This window comes from Anabaena sp. UHCC 0204 (assembly GCF_009711975.1).
In the GTDB taxonomy this organism is placed as follows: domain Bacteria; phylum Cyanobacteriota; class Cyanobacteriia; order Cyanobacteriales; family Nostocaceae; genus Dolichospermum.
Genome location: NZ_VIKW01000004.1, coordinates 16,748 through 42,318, shown reverse-complemented (window position 1 = coordinate 42,318; position 25,571 = coordinate 16,748). Strand labels below are relative to the sequence as shown.

Below are 25,571 nucleotides of genomic sequence, written 5' to 3'. Positions count from 1 at the left end.
GATTGGGCGCAGGCCCTGCGCCCCTACCTCCTGTATTTTATTAACTTTCTCCAGAATCGTGATTTTGAGAAGGATTTTCACCTATTTTTAGTTCTTTTTTGGAATTTTTTAACTGCTTCCACAGTGACTTGATTTGTTTATAAGCCTCATCGGGGGGGATTTTTCCACCTGTTTCTAAATTGCAGATATAGCTAATTTTTTGGGCAAATTCCTGTAAATTGGCGTTGAATACCAAATTTTCTGGTTTTACATGACCATAGTAGCGACCACGGGGGTAGAGAAAATCGTCTTTGCTCACTATTTTTTCTCCATTTATTCAAATACTCTATAGAACTTATCTGCTGCTGATAGTGCAGTGTGGCGCAAGCCATACATTGCTATTTATTTCCCCTATTAGTTGATCAAGATAGATGGGTAAAACCTGGCGCAAACCATAGGCGAAGATTCAGAGCAATTAATCACGTTTAATTATTACTTTATTCATTAACAACGAATTGCATGAACTTCAATTAGTTATTAATATATATAGATTTGATTTAATTTGTGATAATTTGCCTAGAGTAAGGTATATTTACTTGGGTAAACAGGGAAGAAGGAAAACAAGGTATGATGTATGTATTAAATATTGTCAGCGCGGACTACGCCAACAGAAATTAAAAAAGAGTTTTATCTTCCTTAGTCTACTAATATATTCCTTTTTGCAAAGTATTGCAAAATTTTCTCCAAAAGAAAATGATTGGACACAAGACCTATATTCATATAGAAACTTTATAGAGAAGTTACATAGACTATCTCGACAATCTTTTTCACTTGTTTATTCAAAATTGAATACTCAGGGCTTAAAGTATATTTGAAGACAGATATTAGGAAATAAAACTTAGCACTTGTATACAAGTAGATGCTTTGGAAATTTTCAATTATTAACTTTAAATTCTGCCATCTGGTACTCGCCATTGAAATTTAGTCGCGGAAATATTCTGTTAGCCAATGACTAATAACTAAAGATAAAATGGTGAGACTGACAAAGAGCAAACCCGTTCATTATCGAAAACTGTATCTACTACCATGTCTGTTAATTCTAAACTCTACGAAGGCAAAGCCAAAATTCTCTACGCAACAGACGATCCAGAGGTTTTGCTGGCTGATTTCAAAGATGATGCTACGGCCTTTAATGCTCAAAAACGGGGCAGTATTCAGGATAAGGGGATGATCAACTGTAGTATTTCTAGCCAACTATTTCAACAATTGGCAAAACAGGGTATTAAAACTCATTTTATTGATAGTCCAGCCCCCAACCAGATGCGAGTAAAAGCCGTAAAAATTATTCCATTAGAAGTAGTGGTGAGGAACATTGCGGCTGGTAGTTTGTGTCAGCAAACTGGGTTAGCACTAGGTACTGTTTTGTCACAACCATTGGTAGAGTTTTATTACAAAAACGATCACTTAGGAGATCCTTTACTGACGAGCGATCGCTTATTACTCCTAAAACTAGCCACAACGGAACAAGTTAATCAAATTACCCATCTTGCATTGCAAATCAACAAATTTCTTCAGCAGTTTTGGCAACAATGTCACATCACTCTAGTGGACTTTAAACTGGAATTTGGTGTGGATTCACAACAGCAACTACTTTTAGCAGACGAAATTAGTCCAGATACCTGCCGTTTGTGGGATATAGCAGAAGCTGATCCTAACCTCCGGATTATGGACAAAGACCGTTTTCGTCGAGACTTAGGAAACGTAGAAAATGCGTACCAGGAGGTTCTACACAGAGTTTTAAAAGTAGTAGAAGCCCAAAAATAGATAACTAACAAATAATCATTAATGGTGTGTGGTAGTGAAGAGGAATATGATTAAAACAAGTTTAACTCCCGGATTAATGGCAATGTTAGCTATGACAGTTCCTTTAGCAAGTTCTGTCAGAGTAAATGCCCAAGAAGCTGTACCTATTGCTTCACAAACAACAGAAGTTTTGACGGCAGAGACAGTGCAACAAAAACAGGATGCTGTCAAAAGTGATGGGAATGACACTCAAATATCTCATTCTCAACCAGTTACAGTCGTTATCGAGCCAGAATCTAACCAATTTTCTCCTTTAATTAAAGTCTTAAAGGCCAATGCAGAATCAAGAGACAAAGCGGCGGCCACTGTCCCAAAATCTACAATAATTCCCATTACCGCCCAAACGCCACAAGCACAGATTCCAACCTCACCAGAGGCAGAAAATACCAATTTAGAATCAAGAGACAAAGCGGTGGCTATTGTCCCAAAATCTACAATAGTTCCCATTACCGCCCAAGCGCCACAAGCAGAGCCGCCAACCTCACCTGAAGCGGAATCCAATGGGGAAGATATTAATTCCCAAACCACAGCACCTGTACCATCTGCCGAACCAGAAACCACTGAATCCCGTGTGTTGGTGTCTGAGGTAGTTGTCAAATCAGAAACAGGAGAAATAATCACCCCCGAACTAGAAAGCGCAGTTTACAGAGTAATTCGGACTCAAGCAGGACAAACAACAACCCGTTCCCAATTGCAAGAAGATATTAATGCGATTTTTGGAACTGGGTTTTTCTCCAACGTGCAAGCATCTCCAGAAGATACCCCTCTTGGTGTACGGGTAAGTTTTATAGTTGCTCCCAATCCCATACTTACCAAAGTAGAATTAGAAGCTAATCCTGGTACAAATGTAGCCTCTGTACTTCCTGCTGATACTGCAAACGAAATATTTAAGGATCAATATGGCAAAATCCTCAACTTGCGGGATTTGCAAGAGGGCATCAAGGAACTAACTAAACGTTATCAAGATCAAGGTTATGTACTGGCTAACTTAATTGGAGCGCCGAAAGTTGAAAAAAATGGCGTTGTCACCCTACAAGTAGCCGAAGGGGTGGTAGAAAACGTTAAAGTGAGATTTCGCAATAAAGAAGGAGAAGAGGTCAACGAAAAGGGAGAACCAATTCGCGGGCGCACTAAAGATTATATAATCACGCGGGAAGTAGAGTTAAAACCGGGGCAGGTATTTAACCGGAATATTGTGCAAAGAGACTTACAAAGGGTTTTTGGACTAGGGCTGTTTGAAGATGTGAACGTTTCCCTTGATCCTGGTACTGATCCTAGTAAAGTTGATGTGGTAGTAAATGTGGCAGAACGAAGTAGTGGTTCTATTGCCGCAGGTGCGGGGATTAGTTCTGCTAGTGGTTTATTTGGGACTGTCAGCTATCAGCAGCAAAACTTGGGGGGAAGAAACCAAAAATTGGGTGCTGAAGTCCAGTTAGGAGAACGAGAACTACTTTTTGACTTCCGCTTTACAGATCCTTGGATTGGTAATGATCCTTATCGGACTTCATATACAGCTAATATTTTCCGTCGTCGTTCTATTTCCTTGATATTTGAAGGTAAAGACGAAAATATTGAAACTTTTGATCCGAACAATATTACGAATACAGATCAGCAGAATAGTCCCCGCATTACCCGTTTAGGTGGTGGTGTTACCTTTACCCGTCCTCTTTCTGCCAATCCCTTCAAAAGTTCAGAATGGCTTGCTTCTGCGGGATTGCAGTATCAACGGGTGTCTGGTCGTGATGCTGATGGTAATCTTCGCAAAGAGGGGGCAATCTTTGATGACAATGGAAATATCCTCAGTGAAAGAATTCCTCTGACGCTTTCGCCGTCCGGGGAAGACGATTTGTTACTATTAAAACTGGGCGCACAACGCGATCGCCGTAATAATGCTTTACAACCCACAAATGGTTCTTACTTAACCTTGGGAGTTGATCAATCTGTCCCCATTGGCGAAGGTAGTATTTTTCTGACTAAGTTACGGGGTAACTACAGCCAATATATACCTGTGAAATTTACTAACTTTAGCAAACAACCAGAAACTTTAGCATTTAACATCCAAGGGGGAACAATTCTTGGTGATTTACCCCCTTATGAAGCCTTTACCCTTGGTGGTAGTAATTCTGTTCGAGGTTATGAGGAAGGCAGATTAGCCGCAGGACGTAGTTATATTCAAGCGGCTGTAGAGTATCGTTTCCCTGTGTTCTCTGTGGTTAGTGGCGCATTATTTTTTGATTATGGTAGTGACTTGGGAACAAGTACCAAAGCTGCACAATTATTAAATAAAGATGGTAGTGGCTACGGTTATGGGGTGGGTGTGCGTGTTCAATCTCCACTAGGTCCAATTCGTATAGATTACGGTATCACTGATGATGGTGATAGCCGCATCAATTTTGGGATTGGAGAAAGATTTTAATTTTGTCAGTGGTCAGTGGATAAGGACTTTTGAGAATTTTACTTCTGACTTCTGACTTCTGATTGGGCGCAGGCCCTGCGCCCCTACATCCTTTGCTTTTATCTATTTTTCAGACAAGATCAATCAGGGTTTCTACTTAAGACGGTATATGAGCAATAATAACCAAAATATCTGGATTGTGAATTTATGCAACAACATACTTTAGCTGGGGAAATTTCTCAGACTGGGGTGGGGTTGCATAGTGGTGTCAAAACTCAAGTGCGAATATTACCAGCACCACCAGGAAGCGATACCTACGGCGATCGCAGTGGACGCTTTTTTGTGCGAGTAGATTTACCGAACTCACCGATAATTCCCGCCCAAGTTGGTGCTGTGAGTCAGACTGTGCTTTCTACTCAATTGGGTAAGGATGAAGTTTGTGTCCGCACTGTAGAACATTTGTTAGCCGCTTTGGCTGCTATGGGGGTGGATAATGCCAGAATTGAAATTGATGGACCTGAAGTGCCACTTTTAGATGGTTCGGCTCAGATTTGGTGTGAAAGGATTGCGGAAGTTGGCTTAGTTAGCCAAACAACGAATAATTCACCAAAATCTTGGGTAATTACCGAACCTATCTGGATTTATCAAGGTGATGCTTTTGTTTGCGCGTTACCTGCACCCGAAACCCGATTTAGCTATGGTATAGATTTTAATTTACCGGCAATTGGTAATCAATGGCATAGTTGGTTATTAACCACCAATCTAGAAATCTCTTCTGCTGACTTTGCTACAGAAATTGCTCCAGCGCGTACTTTTGGTTTACAGCATCAAATTGAACATCTGCAAAAGTCAGGATTAATTAAAGGTGGTAGTTTAGATAATGCCCTAGTCTGTGGGGACAAAGGTTGGCTAAATCCACCATTACGATTTGCAAATGAACCAGTTCGTCATAAAATCTTGGATCTAGTCGGAGATTTGAGTTTACTGGGAAATTTTCCAATTGCTCATTTTTTGGCGTACAAAGCTAGTCATAATTTACACATTCAACTAGCACAGAAGATATTAGATGTTTCGTTCCTCAAGATGACAGAGGGGCTAATCTAAAATTCCCAAAACTTCCTTCTTATTCCCTTGTCATAAAGACAATTTTGAACGCCATTTACTTAATAATTTACATCAATTACAACTAATGTCCACTATTACCGAAGCTAATTCTACGGAAGTGAATATATCTCTAGAAGAGAATACACCGACAATTAAAACTACCTTTACTATTGAGGAAATTCAGGAACTATTACCCCATCGTTATCCATTTTTACTAGTAGATCGGATTATTGATTATGTACCTGGTCAAAAAGCCGTAGGTATTAAAAATGTAACGTTTAATGAACCCCAATTTCAAGGGCATTTCCCAGAGCGATCGCTGATGCCGGGTGTGCTAATTATTGAAGCAATGGCACAAGTCGGTGGGATTGTTATGACGCAAATGCCGGACTCAAAAGGAGGATTATTCGTATTTGCTGGCATTGATAAAGTCCGTTTCCGTCGTCAAGTTATACCAGGAGATCAACTGGTGATGACCGTGGAACTGTTGTGGGTCAAGCAGCGTCGTTTCGGGAAAATGCAAGGAAGAGCAGAAGTTGATGGACAACTAGCTGCTGAAGGGGAATTAATGTTTTCTCTAATTAGTTAAAAGTCATTAGTTATTAGTCATTAATACTTAACCTCAATGGTTAATATTTAGACATCTTGTAGCTAAATTCTGAATTTTCGCCCTCACACATAACTTACTTTGCCCGACAGGTTTCTTTAGTGAAATATTTAATACACAGCACTTAGTTTTGGAGATTCACCCTTGAAAACACTTATTCATCCAACTGCTGTCATACATCCTAACGCGGAACTCCACTCAACAGTGCAAGTCGGTGCTTATGCTGTGATTGGCGAGAATGTTAGAGTTGGTGCAGACACTGTAATTGGTTCTCATGTTGTCCTCGAAGGTCCTTGTGAAATAGGCACGGGAAATCAGATTTTTCCGGGTGCAGCTATTGGTATGCAGCCCCAAGACCTCAAGTATGTGGGAGAACCGACTTGGGTAAAAATTGGTAACAATAATTCTATCCGTGAGTACGTAACAATTAACCGCGCCACAGGTAGAGGTGAAGCGACGGTGATTGGTAATGGTAATTTATTAATGGCTTATGTTCATGTAGGACATAATTGCCTGATTCATGATTCCGTAGTTATTGCTAACTCTGTTGCATTAGCTGGTCATGTACATATTGAATCACGAGCTAGACTCAGCGGTGTTTTAGGTGTCCATCAATTTGTCCATATTGGCGGAATGTCAATGGTGGGCGGCATGACACGCATTGATCGAGATGTACCCCCCTATATGTTAGTAGAAGGAAATCCTGCTAAAGTGCGATCGCTCAATTTGGTAGGATTAAAACGTTCAGGAATGCCGTTAGCTGATTTCCAATTAATTAAAAAAGCTTTTCGTCTTCTTTACCGTTCTGATTTCTTGTTTAAAGATGCTTTGCAAGAGTTAGAAAGTTTAGGAGATACTGAACAATTAACACACCTCCGCCGTTTTTTACTCCTTTCTCAAATGCCAGGAAGACGGGGTTTAATTCCCGGAAAAGGCAAAAAATCTGTCAATGATGAATAATGAATAGTCAGTCAAATGTAGGGGCGGGGTTTCCCCGTCCTCAAAGTTTACTCTGTTTTTGTTGGATGAATATGGATTGAATGAACCACGAAGAAGCGAAGGTAGCGAAGGAAGAAAAGAAGAAGAAGAAGGAAGAAGAAAATATAGCATTTCTTAGTCTAACGAGGTACAAATTGATCTGCGTTCATCTGCGTTTATCCTCTTCCATCTGCGGTTAATTCTTTCTTCTTGTACCTCACTTAAATGGGAATTGCTATAAGAAGAAGAGAAAAATAGGTAATCTTCCACGGGGAAGTGGGTAGGAAAGGAAGTAAAAATCTAAAATCTAAAATCTAAAAATGCGGATATTTATTAGCACTGGTGAAGTTTCTGGGGATCTACAGGGTTCGTTATTAATTACGGCACTTCATAGACAAGCTGTAGCTGCGGGTTTGACATTAGAAATTATTGCCTTGGGTGGGGAGAAAATGGCGCAAGCTGGGGCGAGAATTTTGGGCAATACTAGCAGTATTGGTTCAATGGGTATTATTGAGGCTCTACCTTACTTTATACCTACTATTCAGGTGCAACGGCAAGCGATCGCCTACCTCAAGCAAAATCCACCTGATTTAGTGGTACTCATAGACTACATGACTCCCAATATTGGCATTGGTAGTTATATGGAACAGCATTTTCCTGATGTTCCTGTAGTTTATTATATTGCTCCCCAAGAGTGGGTGTGGTCAATCAGTTTTGAGAGAACAAAACGGATTGTTAGCTTTACAGATAAGTTATTGGCAATTTTCCCAGAAGAAGCTCGATATTATCAACAAAAAGGCGCAAATGTTTGTTGGGTAGGACATCCTTTGATTGATAGAATGGAAAATGCACCCAGTAGAGAAAATGCGAGAGAGAAATTAGGAATTAAAGACGAAGAAATAGCGATTCCTACGGAGCGCTTCGCTATCGCTCTTTTACCAGCTTCCCGTCATCAAGAATTAAAATATCTTTTACCAGTTATTTTTAAAGCTGCTCAAAATATCCAATCTAAATTACCCAATGTACATTTTTGGATTCCTCTATCGTTGGAAACATTTAGACAGCCAATTGAGAAAGCCATTCAAGATTATGGGTTACAAGCAACCATAGTATCAGGTCAACAACAAGAAGTTTTTGCAGCGGTTGATTTTGCAATTACTAAATCTGGAACTGTCAATTTAGAATTAGCATTATTAAATGTCCCCCAAGTTGTAGTTTATCGTCTTCATCCTCTTACCGCTTGGATTGCGCGTCATATTCTCAAAGGTTCAATTCCTTTTGCTTCTCCAGTAAATTTAGTTCTCATGCGGGAAATTGTCCCAGAATTTTTACAGGAAAAAGCTACAGCCGAGAATATTACTCAAGCTGCAATGGAATTATTATTGAATCCTGAAAAACAGCAAGAAACACGGAAAGATTATCAAGAAATGCGGCAATGTTTAGGAGAAGAGGGAGTATGCGATCGCACTGCCAAGGAAATATTAGAAATGAAAAAATAGCAAGATATTGAATTAAAATGGTAAACAAACGTCCCATAGCAGTTGATTTATTTGCAGGTGCAGGAGGGATGACATTAGGCTTTGAACAAGCTGGTTTTGATGTCCTAGCTGCTGTAGAAATAGATCCAATTCATTGTGCAATTCATAAATTTAACTTTCCTTTTTGGACGGTGTTATGTAAAAGTGTAGAAGAGACAACAGGGAAGGAAATTAGGAATAGTTCTAAAATAGCTAATCAAGAAATAGATGTAGTTTTTGGTGGTCCCCCCTGTCAAGGTTTCTCATTAATGGGAAAACGTTCTTTTGATGATCCAAGAAACTCTTTAGTTTTTCATTTCATTAGATTAGTTGTAGAATTGCAACCCAAGTTTTTTGTATTAGAAAATGTCAAAGGAATGACAGTAGGTAAACATAAGGAATTTATTGCTGAAATCATTAGTCAATTTTCAGAAAATGGTTATCAAGTCAATGCAGATTATCAAGTTTTAAATGCAGCTAATTATGGAGTCCCCCAAAATCGAGAAAGATTATTTTTATTAGGGTGTCGTCAAGATTTAGAACTCCCAAATTATCCAGAAAAAATTACATTCCCTCATCAAAAATCTCCCACAGTTTGGGAAGCATTGCAAGATCTACCAGAAATAGAAGATTATCCAGAATTATATCAACAAGATTGGGTATTTACAGAGTTTGGAAAACCTAGTAATTATGCTAAAAAACTGCGTAATCTCACAACTGCAAAAAATAATTATGCCTATAAACGTCAATATGATCCTACTTTACTCACATCAAGTTTAAGAAGCAAACATTCAACTGAATCTATGGAAAGATTTGCTTCTACACCTCATGGTAAAATCGAACCAATTAGTCGTTTTCATAAACTTAATCCTGATGGTTTATGTAATACATTAAGAGCCGGAACACCTAGCAATAAAGGTGCATTTACTTCTCCTCGTCCCATACATCCTTTTATTCCCAGATGTATTACTGTCAGGGAAGCTGCGCGGTTACATTCCTATCCTGACTGGTTTCGATTTCATCCCACAAAATGGCATGGTTTTAGACAAATTGGTAATTCTGTTCCCCCACTTTTAGCACAAGCAGTAGCAGCAGAAATTATTAACTTTTTAGAGATTAAATCTTCTGATAGCGAAAAAGTGACGCAAACAATACCTCAAGGAATTAAAGTTTTAGGGGATATTAGCTTATTATCACTTGATATGTCAGGAGCAGCCAAATATTTTGGAGTTAATCCCCATGTTATAGAACCGAGAACTAGAAAAAAATGAATGTTTAGCATTTAGCTAATACAGCAAATTGTATTAGTAATATCAATTATCAATACCAAGGAATCACCATAATGAAAGAAGGATATTAGTTACTGTTTTGGGAAATTTCCCAATTTAATTTGTCGTTCTATATCGGCACAGTTTATGAAAAATGCTCTCATTGCTATGTTTGAACTGACAATATATGAAGGTGAAGTAAGAATTGTACAAGAGAAACATTACAAGTTTGTTCCAGCAGATCAAATTTCTGAAACCGACTTACAAAACTACAGGAATTATACATGATCAAGATTTATATTCAATATTAAATTTGTTGAATTTCACAATCAAAAGAATAGATAATAACTATCTCTTTGACATATCCTTATCCTCCGAGTAGCAATTAAAAATGAAATTCGTATTGCCTGAAGTTAAAAATTCTTCTCTAATTTTAGCTAAAATTCCTGATTCTTTACGTTTAGTCATAGAGAGAATTCAGGGATATTCTTATGCAGAATTATATGAAGAAAAAGATATTCAGGGAATAAGTTTAGAAGATTCTTTGATCACAGTATTTGATGCAATAGAAAAAGAGAAAAATAGTTTAGATATAAGTTATTGCTATTTCTTTATGGCTATAGTTATGGGAATTGCTGTGCAACCAACGATTAAAACTTATTTACCTCGTGAGACAATAACTGGTAATATATTTCAGCATCTTTTTCAAAATTGGATATATCCTCAAGATAATTATCAGCCAAATTTTAACGTTTCATTTCGGAATTATCAGAATTATTTGGGACAATATCAGGCTCTGGATGAAGCTGTTGATGTTTTTGAGAATATGCTGCAAGCACTGGAATCTGTGAAAACTAGAGAAGCCATATTAAATATTTTAGATGATTGCTTTCAGGGTTATGCCATTTTTCCAGGATCACAAGGTAGACGAGAACTTTTTGATTGGTGGTTATTAGATGTTGTTCCATCTGTTTTTTGTGGCCGTTTACCTAAAAATATTCATACTTTAAAGGGAGTTGATAAAATGACTAAACATATTTCTAAAATCCGGAACTATTTTTGGAAAGTAGTCGAAAATAATCAGTCTCAAGGAAATACAGATTTGGAAAAACAAGATTTGTTGTTGAGATTTTTGGCTCAATAGTTTCTGATAAATAATATTAATATAATACTAATAGGACTTACGCAAAATCTCTCTGAAACCCTCCTTTCTTCGTGTTCTTCGTTCCTTCGTGGTTCGTTCTTTCCTAACTTGTACGTAAGTCATGACTAATATCTATCCCCAAATAATTTGCATATCTAAAATAAATCCTGGTAAAATATCTTCACCTGATAATTGTTGAGGAAATTCTAATATTTCCACGGGTTTACCAAGACGATAAATTTCAACTTGACGCATTTTTCGATTAATTAACCAACCTAGTTTAACTCCGTTATTGATATATTCCTGCATTTTTGCTCGCGTTTCCTGCAAACTATCAGTAGGTGACATTAATTCTAAAACAAAATCTGGGGCAATTGGTGAAAACTTTTCCTGTTCTTCTGATGTAAGTGTATCCCATCTATCTTTTTTGATCCAAGCAACATCAGGAGAACGATTTGCACCATTGGGAAATTTAAAACAGGTGGAAGAATCAAAACAAACTCCTAGTTTAGTTTGACGATTCCAAAATACAAAATCTGCGGCAATTTCCACATTACGTTTTCCTGTTTCTCCTCCGGTAGGTGACATGATCAATATTTCTCCTTTTGCATTGCGTTCAAATTTAACTTCAGGATTTTCCCGACAGAGTTGATAAAATTGGTTGTCGCTTAGTTGAATAATAGGGTTTAAGTTGACGGTGATAGCTGTCATAATGAGCCTCGCAAGAAATGATATCAACTTGAGATGACAATACTTAGAGTATTCCAAGTAAAAAAATGCCCAATTGTCATTGCGAATGGAGCGGAGCGGAATGAAGCAATCTCTGGTTTTGGATCATTTATTGTTTGGAACACTCTTAGACACTTAGAAGGAAGTGTTTACTTCTTTTTATTTTAGCCATATTTTTTGGCTTAATTACAATATTACAGATTTTAATATAGTATGATGCTTATAATAAAATCTATTAGGCATAAAAAGCTCTAATAAGCTTAAAAGCGATATTTAAAGTCTGTATTCAAAATGAAAATCAAGCTACTTATAAGTAGAAAGGCTTATTATAGTATATTCATGGGATAATACCCTGGCCATATCTTTCTCCATAAACTGAGAGCTTGCATTCAAATCTTGGCAGATAGTACCTAACGGAATTATCCCCAAAAGTGTAACAATGGTCAGCCATCAAGAGAAAACTGCCTTTTCCGAAGTTTTTCTATATTAGTATAAACAAAACATAACGAGACAGAATCATGACCAACATCCAAGAAAAAACCAATAACGATATCCAAGAAAAAATCCAAGAAGAAGTAGAACAAGCTCGCACTGTATGTGATATCTCAGGTAGCAACTCGGCTGAATGTGCTGCTGCTTGGGATGCCGTCGAAGAATTGCAAGCTGAAGCTTCTCACCAACGTCAAGTCAAGCCTAAAAATGCTTTAGAAAAATATTGTGATGATAATCCAGAAGCAGACGAGTGCCGTCTTTACGAAGACTAGAACCGTTGGACAGAATTAACAATTAAAAAATGTAGATTCCCAAAACTTTTTACGAATTTTCAATTGTTAGTTATTTTGGACTCGCTAGACTAAAACCAGCACTTGTACTTTTTGCCTAAGTGACAAATTACTGGAATATCAATGGTTTTAAGCTCCATTAACAAATAAATGGATTTAAACCTGACGGGGAATAAAATCCCCGTCTTTCACTTTTGAACAAAATCCAGAAGCTGAATTTTTTCTGGAATGGCTAAGGCCACGCTACGCTATCAGATATCTACAATACCTTGTCCATTTTTTGTAGGTTGGGTTAAGCGACAGCGCCACCCGACGCATTTGTTGGGGTTCCTACCGATTGCTCCGCAACGCTAACGCGAACAACCCAACCTAGAAATCAAGACTTTTTTTGATTTGGACAAGGTATTGATATCTATTCACAAATTTTTCTATTTTTTATTGACTTTATGACACAAGTATGGTTTCGCCCCTATGTTTGGATGGATTATCGCCTAGCGTTATTATTTACGCTGATGATTCCTTTAGTTCTTCTAATTTGGGCATTTGTACAAAAAGCAGAAGCAATGCAACGCTTATTGATAATTTACTGGCGCGTGGCTAGTTTATTGGCTATTACTATTTACTTGATGATTGGCGGCTTTGGAGTGAGTTTTATCTCTGCTTTAATGGCAAGGATTCTGATTCCTATTACGCTATGGTTTTGGGTAGATATCAATGATGAAATTGAGTATCATCCTACTAGTCCCTTGAAATTGGTTTTTACTTCTTGGCGTTGGGCAACAACAGTTTATTGTAGTTTAGGAGCAGTTGCCCTTTTACCTTTTTTAGGTTGTGCTTTTTCAGCAAATGGACTAAAAACTCCTTACTGTAGTGTTTGGTTAGAAGCACCATTAATTTTTAAGGACTACTTCCACCACAACAGTAAACCTGCTTTTCTCGGTTTTCTGGGCATAGTTGCTTTAGGATTTTACGTAGTATATTTAAGTTATTTTGTGGCTGTGAAGTTGGGTAAATATGGACGTTCAGCGACGCACTAAGCAATTAAGAATTAGAAATTAAAAAAGTAGATTGCACCAGATTTTGGAGATTTTTTGATTGAGGATTTCTTGACGTTTTTGTGTAATAAGAAAGAGCTATGATTTTTAACAAAATTAAAATCAAACTCCTGTGGGACGGGCATCCTGCCTGTCCAGTTTATGTAAATTGAATGCACAACAGCTTAGTATAAATAATCAATGAATAACTCTATTGGTAAAAGACTGGAACAATATACAGTCAAAAAATCGCAAGAAGTTCTTATTGTCACCGTGGAAATTGATGATGAACCAGATAAAATTGCTGTGTTTAAAGGATTTTCTAGTTCTTTAATGCGTCCCACAGCATTTGATCCAGACATTCCTGTGTTGCCAGATACCGCTACAATTATCACTATTGACAGGATAGCAAGTCCCTATAATCCTGATTCACCCCGTTATCTTCAACAGGATATTTCTTGGGAAGAGATGGAAGTTTTGTTATTAGAGGTTGGAGTATAAATGGATAATATAGCAATCCTAAATAAGATATGAATACCTCTTTTTCTCTACCTCTGCGCTCTCTGTGTCTGGAGCGGTTTGTTTTAAAAACTCCGTTCATAAATCATAGAACTTACGCACAAGTCACGGAATAATGAACCACGAAGGAACGAAGGACACGTTCGCGAAGCGTCCCGTTAGGGATAGAAAAGAGGGTTTCCGAGATATTTTGCGTAAGTCCTAAATCAAATAGGATTGCTATAGTTTTTTTAATTTTTAATTGTTAATTTTTAATTGTCACTATGTCCCGATCTGGATACACTTTACCAGTTTTTGCTTGTGCTGCTGCTGTTGCGGCTTTGCATTGGTTACGTAATCGTCAATCCCTAAGTGTGGCTTCTATAGATTTGATTGAACCTGCTGAACTTGCAGAAATACCCATTGAACAAGTAGCGGGAATTTCAGAAAATCAAGCTTTGGCTATGACTCGTAGTGATCCTGGTGATAATCTGGATTTAACTAGGAATACACCAATTTGGGTTGTGGTGGAATGGTACAAGGGAGAGGGGAACACGGTAATTATTGAGGGTGGAGAGGGGATTGGGAGGCAGTTTAATGGTGAGGGGAAAGCGGCAATTTATGGTTATGCTCAAAGATTATTAACAGAGAATTTACAGCGATTATTAACACCGACCGAAAAAATCAAGATCACAATTATTTTACCAGAGGGGCGATCGCTCGCTGTTCGTACTTCTAACTCTGCTTTTGGGGTAGTGGAAGGACTGTCTTTATTAGGAACAACAGGTATTTCTCAACCTTTAAGTACACCAGATCAATTAGCAGCTTTCCGCGCTGATTTAGCAGATAAAGCTAATCAATTTACAAATTTGGTATTTTGTATTGGGGAAAATGGCCTAGATTTAGCGCAGAAACTCGGTATCAATCCCGCACAATTGGTCAAAACTGCTAACTGGTTGGGTCCAATGTTAGTTGCTGCTGATGTCTTAGGTATTAAAGAAATTTTATTATTTGGTTATCACGGTAAATTGATGAAACTAGCAGGGGGAATTTTTCACACTCATCATCATTTAGCTGATGGTCGGAGGGAAATTTTAACAGCCCATTGTGCCATGCTAGGTTTACAGTCTCCAGATATTCAAGCTATTTTTCAGAGTCCGACAGCAGAAGCAGCTTTAAAACACCTGAGAATCCTTGATAACAACACTGGTAGTAATTGGGTAAATCAAGTTTATAGCAATATTGCCGAAACAATTGATACTCGTTGTCATGAATATATTAGTAGTCACAATCAGCAAGGTAAAACCATCATAGCTTGTGGTTCTGTGCTTTTCGATCGCGATCGCCAAATCCTCGTTAAAAGCAAAACTGGTTGTATGTTACTGGATAAATTGTGTTAACTTAATATGAATTATCGTCAGTACGTCAAATAAATATTTTTAACTATGATTTGCGTAATTAATTTGATTTAGATGATTAATTGATCTTTTATCACCATTAATCACAAAAATCACAATTTGTGACTTCTACTACCCTTAACGACACACTTACTTTCGCTATCATGAATACAGCGGTGACTCTACCAACGGTCGAATTATCTCCAACACAGGTAAAATCGGGAAAACTTAATAGTCAAATAATTGTAATCTTAGACTTTGGATCTCAATATTCTGAATTAATTGCTCGTCGAATCCGCGAAACTCAAGTATATTCGGAAGTTCTTCCTTATCGCACCACAGCAGAAGATTTACGTCAAATTAATCCGAAAGGAATTATCCTCTCCGGTGGTCCAAATTCCGTATATAGTGACCACGCACCCCATTGTGACCCAGAAATCTGGCAATTGGGAATACCCGTTCTCGGTGTTTGCTATGGGATGCAACTCATGGTTAATCAACTGGGTGGGGAAGTTATTAAGGCAGATAGAGGTGAATACGGTAAAGCATCTTTGTATATAGATGATCCCACCGATTTATTAACTAATGTCGAAGATGGTACAACCATGTGGATGAGTCATGGGGATTCAGTCAAAACCATGCCTCCAGGATTTGAGTTACTTGCCCATACAGATAATACTCCTTGTGCTGCGATCGCTGACCATGAAAAGAAATTGTATGGTGTCCAGTTCCATCCAGAAGTTGTACATTCTCAGGGTGGTTTAGCTTTAATCCGTAACTTTGTTTACCATGTCTGTGATTGTGAACCGACTTGGACAACAGCAGCTTTTGTCGAAGAATCCATTCGGGAAATTCGCGCTAGAGTTGGTGATAAACGGGTGTTATTAGCACTTTCTGGAGGAGTGGATTCCTCTACTCTCGCGTTCCTACTCTATAAAGCCATTGGGGAACAATTAACTTGTGTATTTATTGATCAAGGCTTTATGCGGAAATTAGAGCCAGAACGATTACTCAAGTTATTTAAAGAACAATTTCATATTCCTGTAGAATATGTCAATGCCCGTGAGCGATTTATTTCCGCGATCGCTGGAGTAACAGATCCTGAAGAAAAACGTCGCCGCATCGGACACGAATTCATCAGTGTTTTTGAGGAAACATCCAAAAATCTTGGTCATTTTGACTACTTGGCTCAAGGCACACTTTATCCAGACGTGATTGAATCCGCTGATACCAATGTTGATCCAAAAACTGGTGAACGGGTAGCAGTAAAAATTAAAAGTCATCATAATGTTGGTGGTTTACCAAAAGATTTGAGATTTAAACTGGTAGAACCACTCAGAAAACTATTTAAAGATGAAGTCCGCAAAGTTGGACGTTCTATCGGTTTACCAGAAGAAATTGTCCAACGTCAACCTTTCCCTGGACCTGGTTTAGCCATTCGGATTTTAGGTGAAGTTACCGCCGATCGCTTAAATATTTTGCGAGATGCTGATTTAATTGTCCGTCAAGAAATTAACCAACGCGGTTTATATCACGAGGTTTGGCAAGCTTTTGCTGTCTTATTACCTATTCGCAGCGTTGGTGTCATGGGTGATAAACGCACTTATGCTTATCCCATTGTTTTACGGATAGTTACTAGCGAAGATGGCATGACGGCAGACTGGGCGCGTATTCCTTACGATGTACTAGAAGGAATTTCTACCCGCATTGTCAATGAAGTGAAGGGTGTGAACCGTGTGGTTTATGACATTACTTCCAAGCCACCTGGAACTATTGAGTGGGAATAGATAAGTAGGTAGGTGGGAAAACTTATAACTATGTCATTGCGAGTGGAACGGAGTGGAACGCAGCAATCCCAAGAGTTTTGGGTAATTTACAGTTCGTTACATAGTTGGGTTGATTAGCATCTACCTACTTAATTGGTAATTGGTAATTGGTGAAAAGGAAAAGCTTTTACCTATTACCATAGGACTTAGGTCTAAAATTAAAAAGTATTACATTTAGTTGAGAACATTATGGCTGCAAAAGTAGAAATTTACACTTGGACTACTTGCCCGTTTTGTATCCGTGCCAAAAATCTACTCAGAAATAAAAGTATTGATTTTATCGAATACAACATTGATGGAGATGAAATAGCCAGAAATCAAATGTCGGCAAGAGCTAATGGAAAACGCTCTTTGCCACAAGTTTTCATCAATGATGCTCACATTGGTGGTTGTGATGATATCTACTCTTTAGACCGTCAAGGTAAATTAGATCAGATGCTAGTGTCGTAAAAAATTGTGTAAGTAGGTTGGCGTTAAAAATTGTCGTTGGGGCAAGGGAACAGGGAACAGGGAACAGAGTTTTGGACGATTTTACTTTTCTTCACATACCTTTAATTTTTTCTGTTCACCTACTTATCAGATCCCCGACTTCTGCAATTAATTGCATTATCTCAGCCAAAAATTTAGCAAAAGTTATCAGATCCCCGACTTCTGAAATTAGTTTATTTATCTTCGGAAAAAATGGAGCAAAGAGGTCGGGGATCTTTAATATTCTTTAATATTAAAATTCATAGAGAAGAGAGGCATAAAGGGTGAAACTGGCTTTTATTATTGATCCCATCCATCGGCTTGATCCATGTCATGATACCAGTGTTGCTCTAATGGAAGCAGCGCAAATTCTCGGACACGAAATTTGGATAACTCAGGCGAATTTGCTCAGTGTTATTGATAGCAAAGCTTGGGCTGTCTTGCAGCAGGTAGAACTTGTTCCCGTGGAATTGGTGGAGGGACGTTGGTTAGCAGTGAATTCTTGGTTTAAGTTAAACCCTAGTGCCTTCATTCCTTTAGAAACAATGGATGCCGTATTTATGCGGACAGATCCACCTGTTAATGATGCTTATCTATATGCAACTTACATTCTGGATTATATTAACCAAAATAAAACCTTGGTTATTAATAATCCTGCCGGAATTCGTGGGGCTAATGAAAAAATGTATGCCCTCCAGTTTAGCCAATGTATTCCCGAAACAATTGTTAGTGCTGATAAGCAAGTAATTCGCCAATTTGTGGAAGCTAAAGGGGCAACAATTCTCAAACCATTGGGGAATAAAGCTGGAGAAGGAATTTTATTTTTACAATCAGGCGATCGCAATTTTAACTCTATTGTCGAACTTAGCACGCTCCAAGGTCAAGTTCCGGTGATGGTACAGAACTATTTACCCCAAGCTAAGGAAGGAGATAAACGAATCATCTTACTCAATGGAGAACCGATAGGTGCGCTTAATCGTCTTTCTAGTAGTAGTGATTTTCGTAATAATATGGCCACCGGTGGAACAGTGGCTCAAACTACCATTACTCCAAGAGAGCAGGAAATTTGTAGCCATTTAGCCGAAAAACTCCGTCAAGATGGCCTAATTTTTGTGGGTATAGACGTAATTGGTGGCTACCTCACGGAAGTCAATGTCACAAGTCCCACAGGGATTCGGGAAATTGACCGTCTCGATGGTACTCATCTTGCCCATCAGGTCATTAAATGGATAGAAGCTAATACGTAATTTTACTTTTTTCCTTCTTCTTCCTTCTGACTCCTCCTGACTCCTGACTGGGCGCAGGCCTTGCGCCCCTACTGGTATAAAACCCTGAAACTAACAACTTGTATACAGCACTCAGCCTCAAATGAGACTGGGAATTTAATCTAAAATCTCATATCCACAATCATTTAATTTCTGGGTGGTGTGCGTCGGCGTTGCAGGAAGTCAGGAATATCCAAAGATGGTTTTTCCTTTGGTTCAGCAACTGGATTTGGAGTATTAGATGGTGTTTGGGGTGTGGGTTTTCTAGTAGTTGTCGTGGGAGTGATAACTCTAGGAGTAACTACTGTTTGTGCTGGTGCAACTTGAATTTCACCAGTAAAACCAGTGGCAATGACAGTAATTCTGACTTCTCCTTGGAGTCTGTCATCAATTACCGCGCCAAAAATAATATTGGCATTAGGATCAACAACTTCATAGATTGTTTCCGCAGCAGCATTGACTTCATGAAGAGTCAAATCACTACCACCAGTGATATTAAAGACCACTCCTCTAGCCCCTTCTATAGAACATTCTAATAAAGGTGAAGAGATAGCGGCGATCGCTGCTTCTCTGGCTCTAGATTTGCCCGAACTCACACCAATTCCCATCAACGCTGATCCCGCATCTGCCATCACAGCCCGAACATCAGCAAAGTCAACATTCACTAATCCAGGAATGGTAATAATATCAGAGATACCTTGCACACCTTGACGCAAAACATCATCGGCATAGCGAAAAGCTTCTTGCACAGGGGTTTGTTCAGGAATCACCTCTAACAACTTATTATTGGGAATAATAATTAAAGTATCTACCCGACTTTTTAACCCTTCAATACCTTGCTCCGCTTGTCCCGTGCGTTTACGTCCCTCGAAAATAAATGGACGAGTGACAACACCAACAGTAAGAGCGCCCATTTCCTTAGCTACTTCTGCCACAATTGGGGCTGCACCTGTACCTGTACCACCCCCCATGCCAGCAGTGATAAATACTAAATCTGCACCCTCTAAAGCTGTAGCAATCTCATCACGAGATTCCTCAGCCGCCTTTTGACCAATGGCAGGATTTCCCCCCGCACCCAATCCCCTAGTTAATTTCTGGCCAATTTGCAATCGGCTAGGAGCGCCCGCTAAAGTCAGCGCCTGAGCATCAGTATTAATTGACCAAAACTCTACTCCAGATACATCAGACTCAATCATGCGGTTGACGGCATTACCACCACCACCACCGACACCAATCACTTTAATATTGGCAACACGCCCTGGAACAATTTCACCAATACCGCTATTTTCAGTAGACATCCGCTTGTGATCTTGACCTTGGGTAAAGTTTAGCCCTGAATTATTAAAGGGATTGTTTGAGTTAACTGCCAGAGAAAACCCTGGTTGTCCCGCAGCTTGAGAGTTATAGGTAAGCTCTTGGTTATTATCAAGTGTCATTGGATTTGTGAAAGGTAGATAAACGACTTTTCTCGGTGTGATTCACCTAAGAGTCAACTATATTTTGACATTGCCAGAATTTATGGCACTGTTATTTATTGTTTTTATTACTTCCCAGCCTACATTATGGCAGGTAAGATATGAAAATTCATAACTGAGCTAGGTATAAAACCTAAGCTGTATAACAGCTTATTAAGCCCGTTAGCCTTCTGACTCTTTTATTGGTGCATTGTTTAGATGATTAGCTGTATAGTTGATGATATCAGCCGCTGATTTTGATAACCCCCATTCCTAAAAAGTATAGTTCCAAAAAGCATAGATGTTTATTTATCTCATGCTTTTTGTCAGTACCAGATAATTTCGACAATAGTCTTAACTCAAATCCTGTGCAGACAGCACCATAACTTAATAAGGTTCAGCCCTAGCAATATATCTGAACCTAATGACTAAAAAATCGTGTATCTATATTATGTATAATATATACCCATTTGCCAAAATATAAAGTTAGTCTCTTCAATTACTAGTTAGGAACATTCATCTGGATGAGGCAAAAAGAGGAGTAGCACAGCCGAAAGAAAGATTCTTACCTTCAACGGATTGGTATTTTGTTCAGTTCTTTGATTTCTTGATGTCTAAGATTGGTTTTTTCTGATTCACTTGTACTAATGGATCAGCCGGATTTTTTATATCAATATAATCTATATTACTAGAATTAACTTGAGTGGGTAAATGGCGCATTTGCATAAGTACCCGAATTTTTTCAGGTAATTTGTTACTAGCGACACCTAAATGCACAGTTCCCAATTCAGTTTTCAAAATTAAATTTGTGGGATCTTGAAAATCAATTTCTGTAACTTTTAGAGAACTTTGGTTGATAGCTTCATACAGTTGAGTCCAGAAGATTTTGTATTGTGCCGGAGAGCCAATCACTATCAACTGGGGCAATTTTGCTTGGGGATTAATTGACATATACCTAGTGATGGGCATCCATATTCCATGAACATCTAGTAAGCCTAGTTCACCTTGTTGATTTGCTCCACTAAGATTTTGTAAACAAGGGTTGATATTCAGGGACTTCTTAGATGAATTGGCTTTTATACAATTATTTACTGTGTTAACTTTGCGGATTTGGTTGATGTCTTCAGCGCGTACAGCGATCGCTACCGGGACTCGTTCCTGAATTTCAATCATTAATCCAGGTGGAAACAGACGACGACTAACATTTGCTTCGGCAATAGTGGGTTCTTTTTTCAAAGCTTCAGCAATATGCGAGGGTTCAATCCGCCATAAAGACTGGGGATAGGATAGCTCCAACAATGAACTAATATCCTCTTGTGTCAAGACTTGATCACCGGATTTTATAACTACTTGCTCTGAATCCTTTAATACCCACATTGGTTGGATTGCCACCCAGAACAAAGCAGATGCAAATCCAGTCACAGCAACTGTTCGCCAAATCGCCTGGATAATTTTAATTTGTCGCTGCCGACGCAATTTTTTACGACGTTGAGCAAGATTTGTCCGAGAAACTGATAATATCCCCGCCATATAATCCTCTTCTTAAAAATATTAGTACGAGTTATTTTGCTTATAAGAGAAATTGAATTTATCCAAGATAATCTAGTACACAACGGCGTAAATAAACCAACCCTTAAAAATTTGCACAAAGCTTGTTCAATCTGCTTTTTTAACTTTTAATTGTTAATTTTTAATTCCGCCCTGCGATACTAGTTTAATTTGGAAGCAATCTATATTTAATGATGATGTGATCACCATTAAATCCAGAAATATTTGATTGGTTAGTTTTCAAGGTTGCCCTATTCTGAGGAGTTATCAATCCGGAAAACATCATGGGTGTAGTTGGGAATAGCATCCTCATTATTAACTTCCTCCAATAAATTAACTAACAAAGTTTGTATTCGCATCCGGGCGATATAAGGCCATCCCCCCTCAGACTCAATATCTTTTAGAAGTGAGTAGAGTCTTTGACGATTATCAGGTAAATTTTCCTGAAACACTCCATCCCGAATTTCTTTGTGTAACTTTTCTAAATGACGCAATAAACCCAATAGTGCAATTACATCGCCTTCGCAGGTCTGTGCTGCATCTTGAACCGTAGTGGAAATAGCCTGTAACTGTTGGGATAAATCTCTAGATTCCCAATTTTGATCATGGTTCATGGAACGCTGTACTCCATAAAACTAATACAATACTGGAAAATTTACGAAATTGATCAATAAAAAAGTCAGAATTGCTGCATACCAGCATCAACTTGATCACCAGTACACAAAGCTGTTGAGTTACCTATACCCTAATTAGCAATTTAAACTTTCTGGCGATTCTCAAGTAACAAGAATCCTTGGTGGTAATGTAGAGAAGGCTTTCCCATAAATTGTGCTGCATAACAGCAAAATTTAACCACTAGAGTGCTTTGATTTTGAGTTAAAAAAAATCGTATGATCAGGCTAATTTCCCTATCCAAATACTCTTGATGTATTTACTGGCAACATATACATCATCAAAAATGGATGTGGTTCGCTGCTTAGTCTATGGTTTTAATTCTAGACTCAGAGACGCAATGCGTTTAATTACGTTTAGCAAAGCAGTTTGACAACTTAGATATTAATTTTTGACATTGAGGTTGACCATGAGGTATCGCGCTTTAATTGTTGCTTTCTTGGCTATATGCTTGGGTTTAATCACTGCTTGCAGTGATGCACCATCTACTAGTGGACGTGATGTCCTAACTTATGAACAAATTCGCGGCACTGGGTTGGCTAACAAATGCCCTCAGTTGGCTGAAACTAGTCGCGGTTCGATTGCAGTTGATCCTAAGCAGACATACACCATCAAAGAACTGTGTTTAGAACCAACAAATTTCTTTGTTAAAGAAGAACCTGCAAACAAACGTCAAGAAGCAGAATTTGTACCTGGTAAAATTATGACTAGGTATACTTCTACTATTGACCAAGTACAAGGTCGGCTCAACATTAACCCAGATAATAGCTTTACCTTTACAGAAGAAGATGGTCTTGATTTTCAGGCTATCACTGTTAAACTTCCTGGTGGTGAATTAGTACCTTTCTTGTTTACGATCAAAAACTTAGTTGCCCAAACACAACCTAATTTAACTAGCATCAATACATCTACTGACTTTGAAGGAACTTTCAAAGTACCTTCCTATCGTGGTGCTGCTTTCTTAGATCCTAAAGGTCGTGGTGTTGTTAGCGGTTACGACAATGCTGTAGCTCTACCAGCCCAATCTGATGATGAAGAACTTACTCGTACTAATGTCAAGAAAGCAGACATTCTCAACGGTAAAATTTCTTTGCAAGTAGCCAAAGTAGATAATATTTCTGGTGAAATAGCTGGTACTTTCGAGAGTGAGCAACCATCTGATACAGATTTAGGTGCTGGTGAACCTAAAGAAGTGAAGATTCGTGGTTTATTCTATGCTCGGATTGAGCCTCGCGTCTAAATATTTCTAGAATCTTATGGGAGTGTGTCAATCTTCAAGATTACCTCCCTAAGCTTGCGAAACAAATCCGGTTTAAGGAATCTCAAGTAAAAAAATCTCTGATTATTTTTGTAGTCCAGGCATTTTAACCAGTCTCCAAAGAAATTTATTTGTTGGAATTCCCTTTCCAAGATGCACATTATGAACAAAGTGCATCTTGGTTTTTTTTTGAAAAAACTAGGGACTTTTAATATGAGCGTAAATTTACTGATTTAAAATTTTATCTTTTTGGAATTTAAAGTTGAGATGAATTTAAGGAGTTAATTACGTAATCTTACTCAGTCAATCGCGCCTTGAAAGAGAGAATAGAGCAAATAAACAAAAATAATCACAGTCTAAACCTTGGAAATCATCGCCGCTTCCGAATTTTCAAGACCTATAAGCAAATCTCATGGCTAATTAGTTAAATATAGGTACAATCTCGGTTTAATATTGGATCGCTAATTGTATATTTTAATTCTAGGACAGTTGTTTGATAAACTACAAAACTTACCCAACTGAGTTGAGTAAAAAGCCTGAAGACAATTTTGCACAGTCAAAACTTTTGTTTGACATAGGGTTTTATAAATTCCCAATCTCAGCATTTATCTAAATATAGTTCTCATGTCTAGAGCGATCGCTGCGATCGCCACTAAGTTAACAAACGCTCATATCATACCAACTTACTCGTTTAAAAACAAAAATGTTATGCCTACTACAGCCACCAACGAACTAAAACATGAAATTTCACAGTTGTTGCGAGAGTATCAACAATGTCGCTCGGAGAGAGTTCGCAATCAACTAGTAAACCTTAATTTTGGACTAGTGAGAAAAGAAGCTCATTATTGGATTAATCAGTGCCAAGAGAGCTATGATGATTTGCTCCAAGTAGGTTCTATGGGCTTAATTCGGGCGATCGAGAAATTTGAACTTTCTAAAGGCAATGCTTTTAGTTCCTATGCGATGCCCTATATTCGTGGTGAAATTCAACACTATCTACGAGATAAAGGTGTGACGGTAAGAATACCTAGACGTTGGTTAGCACTCCAACAACAAGCTGTTGGTATATCCCGTTCTCTTCGTGAGCAGTATAATCGTCAACCTACAGATGGAGAATTAGCTGCTGCATTAGAAATTTCTCTGAGTGAATGGCAAGAAATTAAATTAGCATGGATTAATCGCGCTCCCTTGAGTCTTGATGTCCCTATCCAAGACGGAGAAGAAGGCTCTACCTGTTTGGGTGAATTAGTTCCAGATCCCCACTACCGAAGTTTTCAATTAGCCCAAGAAGATCAAATTCGTTTACAACAAGCCCTAGTCCAGTTAGAACAACGCACTAGGGATGTGGTTGAGTGTGTATTTTTACAAGATCTAACCCAAAAACAAGTAGCAGAACATTTGGGTATTAGTGTTGTGACAGTTTCTAGACAAGTTAAGAAGGGCTTGGAGTTGCTGAAAACTATTATGGGTGTAGCAGAAGACTAATAGCGCACTGCGGGATTAAAAATTAAAAATCAAAAAAGCAGATTAAACAAGCTTTTGTCAAATTTTTAATGGTTGACTTACGCAATTGTGTACTAGTTACTGAAAACCCTTTTCGTAGAAATTCTTTGTTGCGCGTGTGTTCATGAAATGTCAACACGGATAAATAATTTTGTTATTTCACAATAAAAGCGGGCGATGGGACTCGAACCCACGACGTTCACCATGGGAAGATGACATTCTACCACTGAATTACGCCCGCAAGTATTTGCTATTATACCATAACTTCATAAATAATTTAAA

22 protein-coding genes and 1 tRNA gene are annotated in these 25,571 nt (G+C 38.3%); 17 read left to right on the top strand and 6 right to left on the bottom strand.

Going from position 1 to position 25,571, the window contains the following annotated elements; translation table 11 throughout:
* Positions 1 to 40: 40 nt before the first annotated feature.
* A complete protein-coding gene (locus FJR04_RS04540) occupies positions 41 to 301 on the bottom strand; it encodes a hypothetical protein (protein ID WP_174763503.1) in 261 nt (86 codons plus the stop codon).
* 764 nt (positions 302 to 1,065) lie between these two features.
* On the opposite strand from FJR04_RS04540, the gene purC reads away from it, so the two are divergent.
* The 8 genes from purC (at position 1,066) to FJR04_RS04500 (ending at position 10,855) form a co-directional block, all read left to right on the top strand.
* Complete coding sequence (purC, locus tag FJR04_RS04535; RefSeq protein WP_168492222.1) at positions 1,066 to 1,803, top strand: phosphoribosylaminoimidazolesuccinocarboxamide synthase; 738 nt, start codon at positions 1,066 to 1,068, stop codon at positions 1,801 to 1,803.
* Between the two features lie 46 nt (positions 1,804 to 1,849).
* A complete protein-coding gene (locus tag FJR04_RS04530) occupies positions 1,850 to 4,258 on the top strand; it encodes a BamA/TamA family outer membrane protein (RefSeq protein WP_168492221.1) in 2,409 nt (802 codons plus the stop codon).
* Between the two features lie 186 nt (positions 4,259 to 4,444).
* Positions 4,445 to 5,341, top strand: a complete 897-nt coding sequence (gene lpxC, locus FJR04_RS04525; protein ID WP_168492220.1) for a UDP-3-O-acyl-N-acetylglucosamine deacetylase — start codon at positions 4,445 to 4,447, stop codon at positions 5,339 to 5,341.
* Positions 5,342 to 5,426: 85 nt separating this feature from the next.
* On the top strand, positions 5,427 to 5,930 hold the full coding sequence (fabZ, locus tag FJR04_RS04520; RefSeq protein WP_168492219.1) for a 3-hydroxyacyl-ACP dehydratase FabZ: 504 nt from the start codon (positions 5,427 to 5,429) through the stop codon (positions 5,928 to 5,930).
* Positions 5,931 to 6,092: 162 nt separating this feature from the next.
* On the top strand, positions 6,093 to 6,908 hold the full coding sequence (gene lpxA / locus FJR04_RS04515) for an acyl-ACP--UDP-N-acetylglucosamine O-acyltransferase (protein WP_168492217.1): 816 nt from the start codon (positions 6,093 to 6,095) through the stop codon (positions 6,906 to 6,908).
* Between the two features lie 338 nt (positions 6,909 to 7,246).
* Positions 7,247 to 8,425: a lipid-A-disaccharide synthase gene (gene lpxB / locus FJR04_RS04510; RefSeq protein WP_168492215.1), complete on the top strand. Its 1,179-nt coding sequence runs from the start codon at positions 7,247 to 7,249 to the stop codon at positions 8,423 to 8,425.
* Between the two features lie 17 nt (positions 8,426 to 8,442).
* A complete protein-coding gene (locus FJR04_RS04505) occupies positions 8,443 to 9,714 on the top strand; it encodes a DNA cytosine methyltransferase (protein ID WP_168492213.1) in 1,272 nt (423 codons plus the stop codon).
* 388 nt (positions 9,715 to 10,102) lie between these two features.
* Positions 10,103 to 10,855, top strand: a complete 753-nt coding sequence (locus tag FJR04_RS04500) for a hypothetical protein (protein ID WP_168492211.1) — start codon at positions 10,103 to 10,105, stop codon at positions 10,853 to 10,855.
* Positions 10,856 to 10,987: 132 nt separating this feature from the next.
* On the opposite strand, the gene FJR04_RS04495 is transcribed toward FJR04_RS04500, so the two are convergent.
* Positions 10,988 to 11,566 (bottom strand): Uma2 family endonuclease, encoded by a 579-nt coding sequence (locus FJR04_RS04495; protein WP_168492210.1) that lies wholly within the window; start codon positions 11,564 to 11,566, stop codon positions 10,988 to 10,990.
* 536 nt (positions 11,567 to 12,102) lie between these two features.
* Between FJR04_RS04495 and FJR04_RS04490 the strand changes: the two genes are divergently transcribed.
* From FJR04_RS04490 to gshB, 7 genes are all read left to right on the top strand, one after another.
* A complete protein-coding gene (locus tag FJR04_RS04490) occupies positions 12,103 to 12,348 on the top strand; it encodes a Calvin cycle protein CP12 (RefSeq protein WP_168492208.1) in 246 nt (81 codons plus the stop codon).
* Positions 12,349 to 12,812: 464 nt separating this feature from the next.
* Positions 12,813 to 13,403, top strand: a complete 591-nt coding sequence (locus FJR04_RS04485; protein WP_168492207.1) for a DUF3177 family protein — start codon at positions 12,813 to 12,815, stop codon at positions 13,401 to 13,403.
* Between the two features lie 198 nt (positions 13,404 to 13,601).
* A complete protein-coding gene (locus FJR04_RS04480) occupies positions 13,602 to 13,901 on the top strand; it encodes a hypothetical protein (RefSeq protein WP_168492206.1) in 300 nt (99 codons plus the stop codon).
* A gap of 281 nt (positions 13,902 to 14,182) precedes the next feature.
* The gene (gene cbiD / locus FJR04_RS04475) at positions 14,183 to 15,298 is read left to right on the top strand and encodes a cobalt-precorrin-5B (C(1))-methyltransferase CbiD (RefSeq protein WP_168492204.1); all 1,116 of its coding nucleotides are present in this window, start codon (positions 14,183 to 14,185) and stop codon (positions 15,296 to 15,298) included.
* 161 nt (positions 15,299 to 15,459) lie between these two features.
* The gene (gene guaA / locus FJR04_RS04470) at positions 15,460 to 17,082 is read left to right on the top strand and encodes a glutamine-hydrolyzing GMP synthase (protein ID WP_168492467.1); all 1,623 of its coding nucleotides are present in this window, start codon (positions 15,460 to 15,462) and stop codon (positions 17,080 to 17,082) included.
* Between the two features lie 228 nt (positions 17,083 to 17,310).
* Positions 17,311 to 17,571: a glutaredoxin 3 gene (gene grxC, locus FJR04_RS04465; protein WP_168492203.1), complete on the top strand. Its 261-nt coding sequence runs from the start codon at positions 17,311 to 17,313 to the stop codon at positions 17,569 to 17,571.
* A 302-nt stretch (positions 17,572 to 17,873) separates the two neighbouring features.
* Entirely contained in the window at positions 17,874 to 18,836 is a 963-nt protein-coding gene (gshB, locus tag FJR04_RS04460) for a glutathione synthase (protein ID WP_168492201.1), read from the top strand.
* 164 nt (positions 18,837 to 19,000) lie between these two features.
* Here the strand turns inward: gshB and ftsZ are convergent, their stop codons facing one another.
* From ftsZ to FJR04_RS04445, 3 genes are all read right to left on the bottom strand, one after another.
* A complete protein-coding gene (gene ftsZ, locus FJR04_RS04455) occupies positions 19,001 to 20,290 on the bottom strand; it encodes a cell division protein FtsZ (protein WP_168492200.1) in 1,290 nt (429 codons plus the stop codon).
* A gap of 609 nt (positions 20,291 to 20,899) precedes the next feature.
* A complete protein-coding gene (locus FJR04_RS04450) occupies positions 20,900 to 21,838 on the bottom strand; it encodes a cell division protein FtsQ/DivIB (RefSeq protein WP_168492198.1) in 939 nt (312 codons plus the stop codon).
* A 269-nt stretch (positions 21,839 to 22,107) separates the two neighbouring features.
* Positions 22,108 to 22,470, bottom strand: a complete 363-nt coding sequence (locus FJR04_RS04445; protein ID WP_168492197.1) for a hypothetical protein — start codon at positions 22,468 to 22,470, stop codon at positions 22,108 to 22,110.
* Positions 22,471 to 22,937: 467 nt separating this feature from the next.
* On the opposite strand from FJR04_RS04445, the gene FJR04_RS04440 reads away from it, so the two are divergent.
* The gene (locus FJR04_RS04440; protein ID WP_168492196.1) at positions 22,938 to 23,768 is read left to right on the top strand and encodes a photosystem II manganese-stabilizing polypeptide; all 831 of its coding nucleotides are present in this window, start codon (positions 22,938 to 22,940) and stop codon (positions 23,766 to 23,768) included.
* Positions 23,769 to 24,494: 726 nt separating this feature from the next.
* A complete protein-coding gene (locus tag FJR04_RS04435) occupies positions 24,495 to 25,271 on the top strand; it encodes an RNA polymerase sigma factor SigF (RefSeq protein WP_168492466.1) in 777 nt (258 codons plus the stop codon).
* A gap of 187 nt (positions 25,272 to 25,458) precedes the next feature.
* Here the strand turns inward: FJR04_RS04435 and FJR04_RS04430 are convergent.
* A tRNA-Gly gene (locus FJR04_RS04430) sits at positions 25,459 to 25,530 on the bottom strand.
* Between the last annotated feature and the right edge of the window lie 41 nt (positions 25,531 to 25,571).

Coding starts and splice junctions, on each gene's coding strand:
- purC (WP_168492222.1), top strand. CDS start 1,066: ATGTCTGTTAATTCTAAACTCTACGAAGGCAAAGCCAAAATTCTCTAC.
- FJR04_RS04530 (WP_168492221.1), top strand. CDS start 1,850: ATGATTAAAACAAGTTTAACTCCCGGATTAATGGCAATGTTAGCTATG.
- lpxC (WP_168492220.1), top strand. CDS start 4,445: ATGCAACAACATACTTTAGCTGGGGAAATTTCTCAGACTGGGGTGGGG.
- fabZ (WP_168492219.1), top strand. CDS start 5,427: ATGTCCACTATTACCGAAGCTAATTCTACGGAAGTGAATATATCTCTA.
- lpxB (WP_168492215.1), top strand. CDS start 7,247: ATGCGGATATTTATTAGCACTGGTGAAGTTTCTGGGGATCTACAGGGT.
- FJR04_RS04505 (WP_168492213.1), top strand. CDS start 8,443: ATGGTAAACAAACGTCCCATAGCAGTTGATTTATTTGCAGGTGCAGGA.
- FJR04_RS04500 (WP_168492211.1), top strand. CDS start 10,103: ATGAAATTCGTATTGCCTGAAGTTAAAAATTCTTCTCTAATTTTAGCT.
- FJR04_RS04495 (WP_168492210.1), bottom strand. CDS start 11,566: ATGACAGCTATCACCGTCAACTTAAACCCTATTATTCAACTAAGCGAC.
- FJR04_RS04490 (WP_168492208.1), top strand. CDS start 12,103: ATGACCAACATCCAAGAAAAAACCAATAACGATATCCAAGAAAAAATC.
- FJR04_RS04485 (WP_168492207.1), top strand. CDS start 12,813: ATGACACAAGTATGGTTTCGCCCCTATGTTTGGATGGATTATCGCCTA.
- FJR04_RS04480 (WP_168492206.1), top strand. CDS start 13,602: ATGAATAACTCTATTGGTAAAAGACTGGAACAATATACAGTCAAAAAA.
- cbiD (WP_168492204.1), top strand. CDS start 14,183: ATGTCCCGATCTGGATACACTTTACCAGTTTTTGCTTGTGCTGCTGCT.
- guaA (WP_168492467.1), top strand. CDS start 15,460: ATGAATACAGCGGTGACTCTACCAACGGTCGAATTATCTCCAACACAG.
- grxC (WP_168492203.1), top strand. CDS start 17,311: ATGGCTGCAAAAGTAGAAATTTACACTTGGACTACTTGCCCGTTTTGT.
- ftsZ (WP_168492200.1), bottom strand. CDS start 20,290: ATGACACTTGATAATAACCAAGAGCTTACCTATAACTCTCAAGCTGCG.
- FJR04_RS04450 (WP_168492198.1), bottom strand. CDS start 21,838: ATGGCGGGGATATTATCAGTTTCTCGGACAAATCTTGCTCAACGTCGT.
- FJR04_RS04445 (WP_168492197.1), bottom strand. CDS start 22,470: ATGAACCATGATCAAAATTGGGAATCTAGAGATTTATCCCAACAGTTA.
- FJR04_RS04440 (WP_168492196.1), top strand. CDS start 22,938: ATGAGGTATCGCGCTTTAATTGTTGCTTTCTTGGCTATATGCTTGGGT.
- FJR04_RS04435 (WP_168492466.1), top strand. CDS start 24,495: ATGCCTACTACAGCCACCAACGAACTAAAACATGAAATTTCACAGTTG.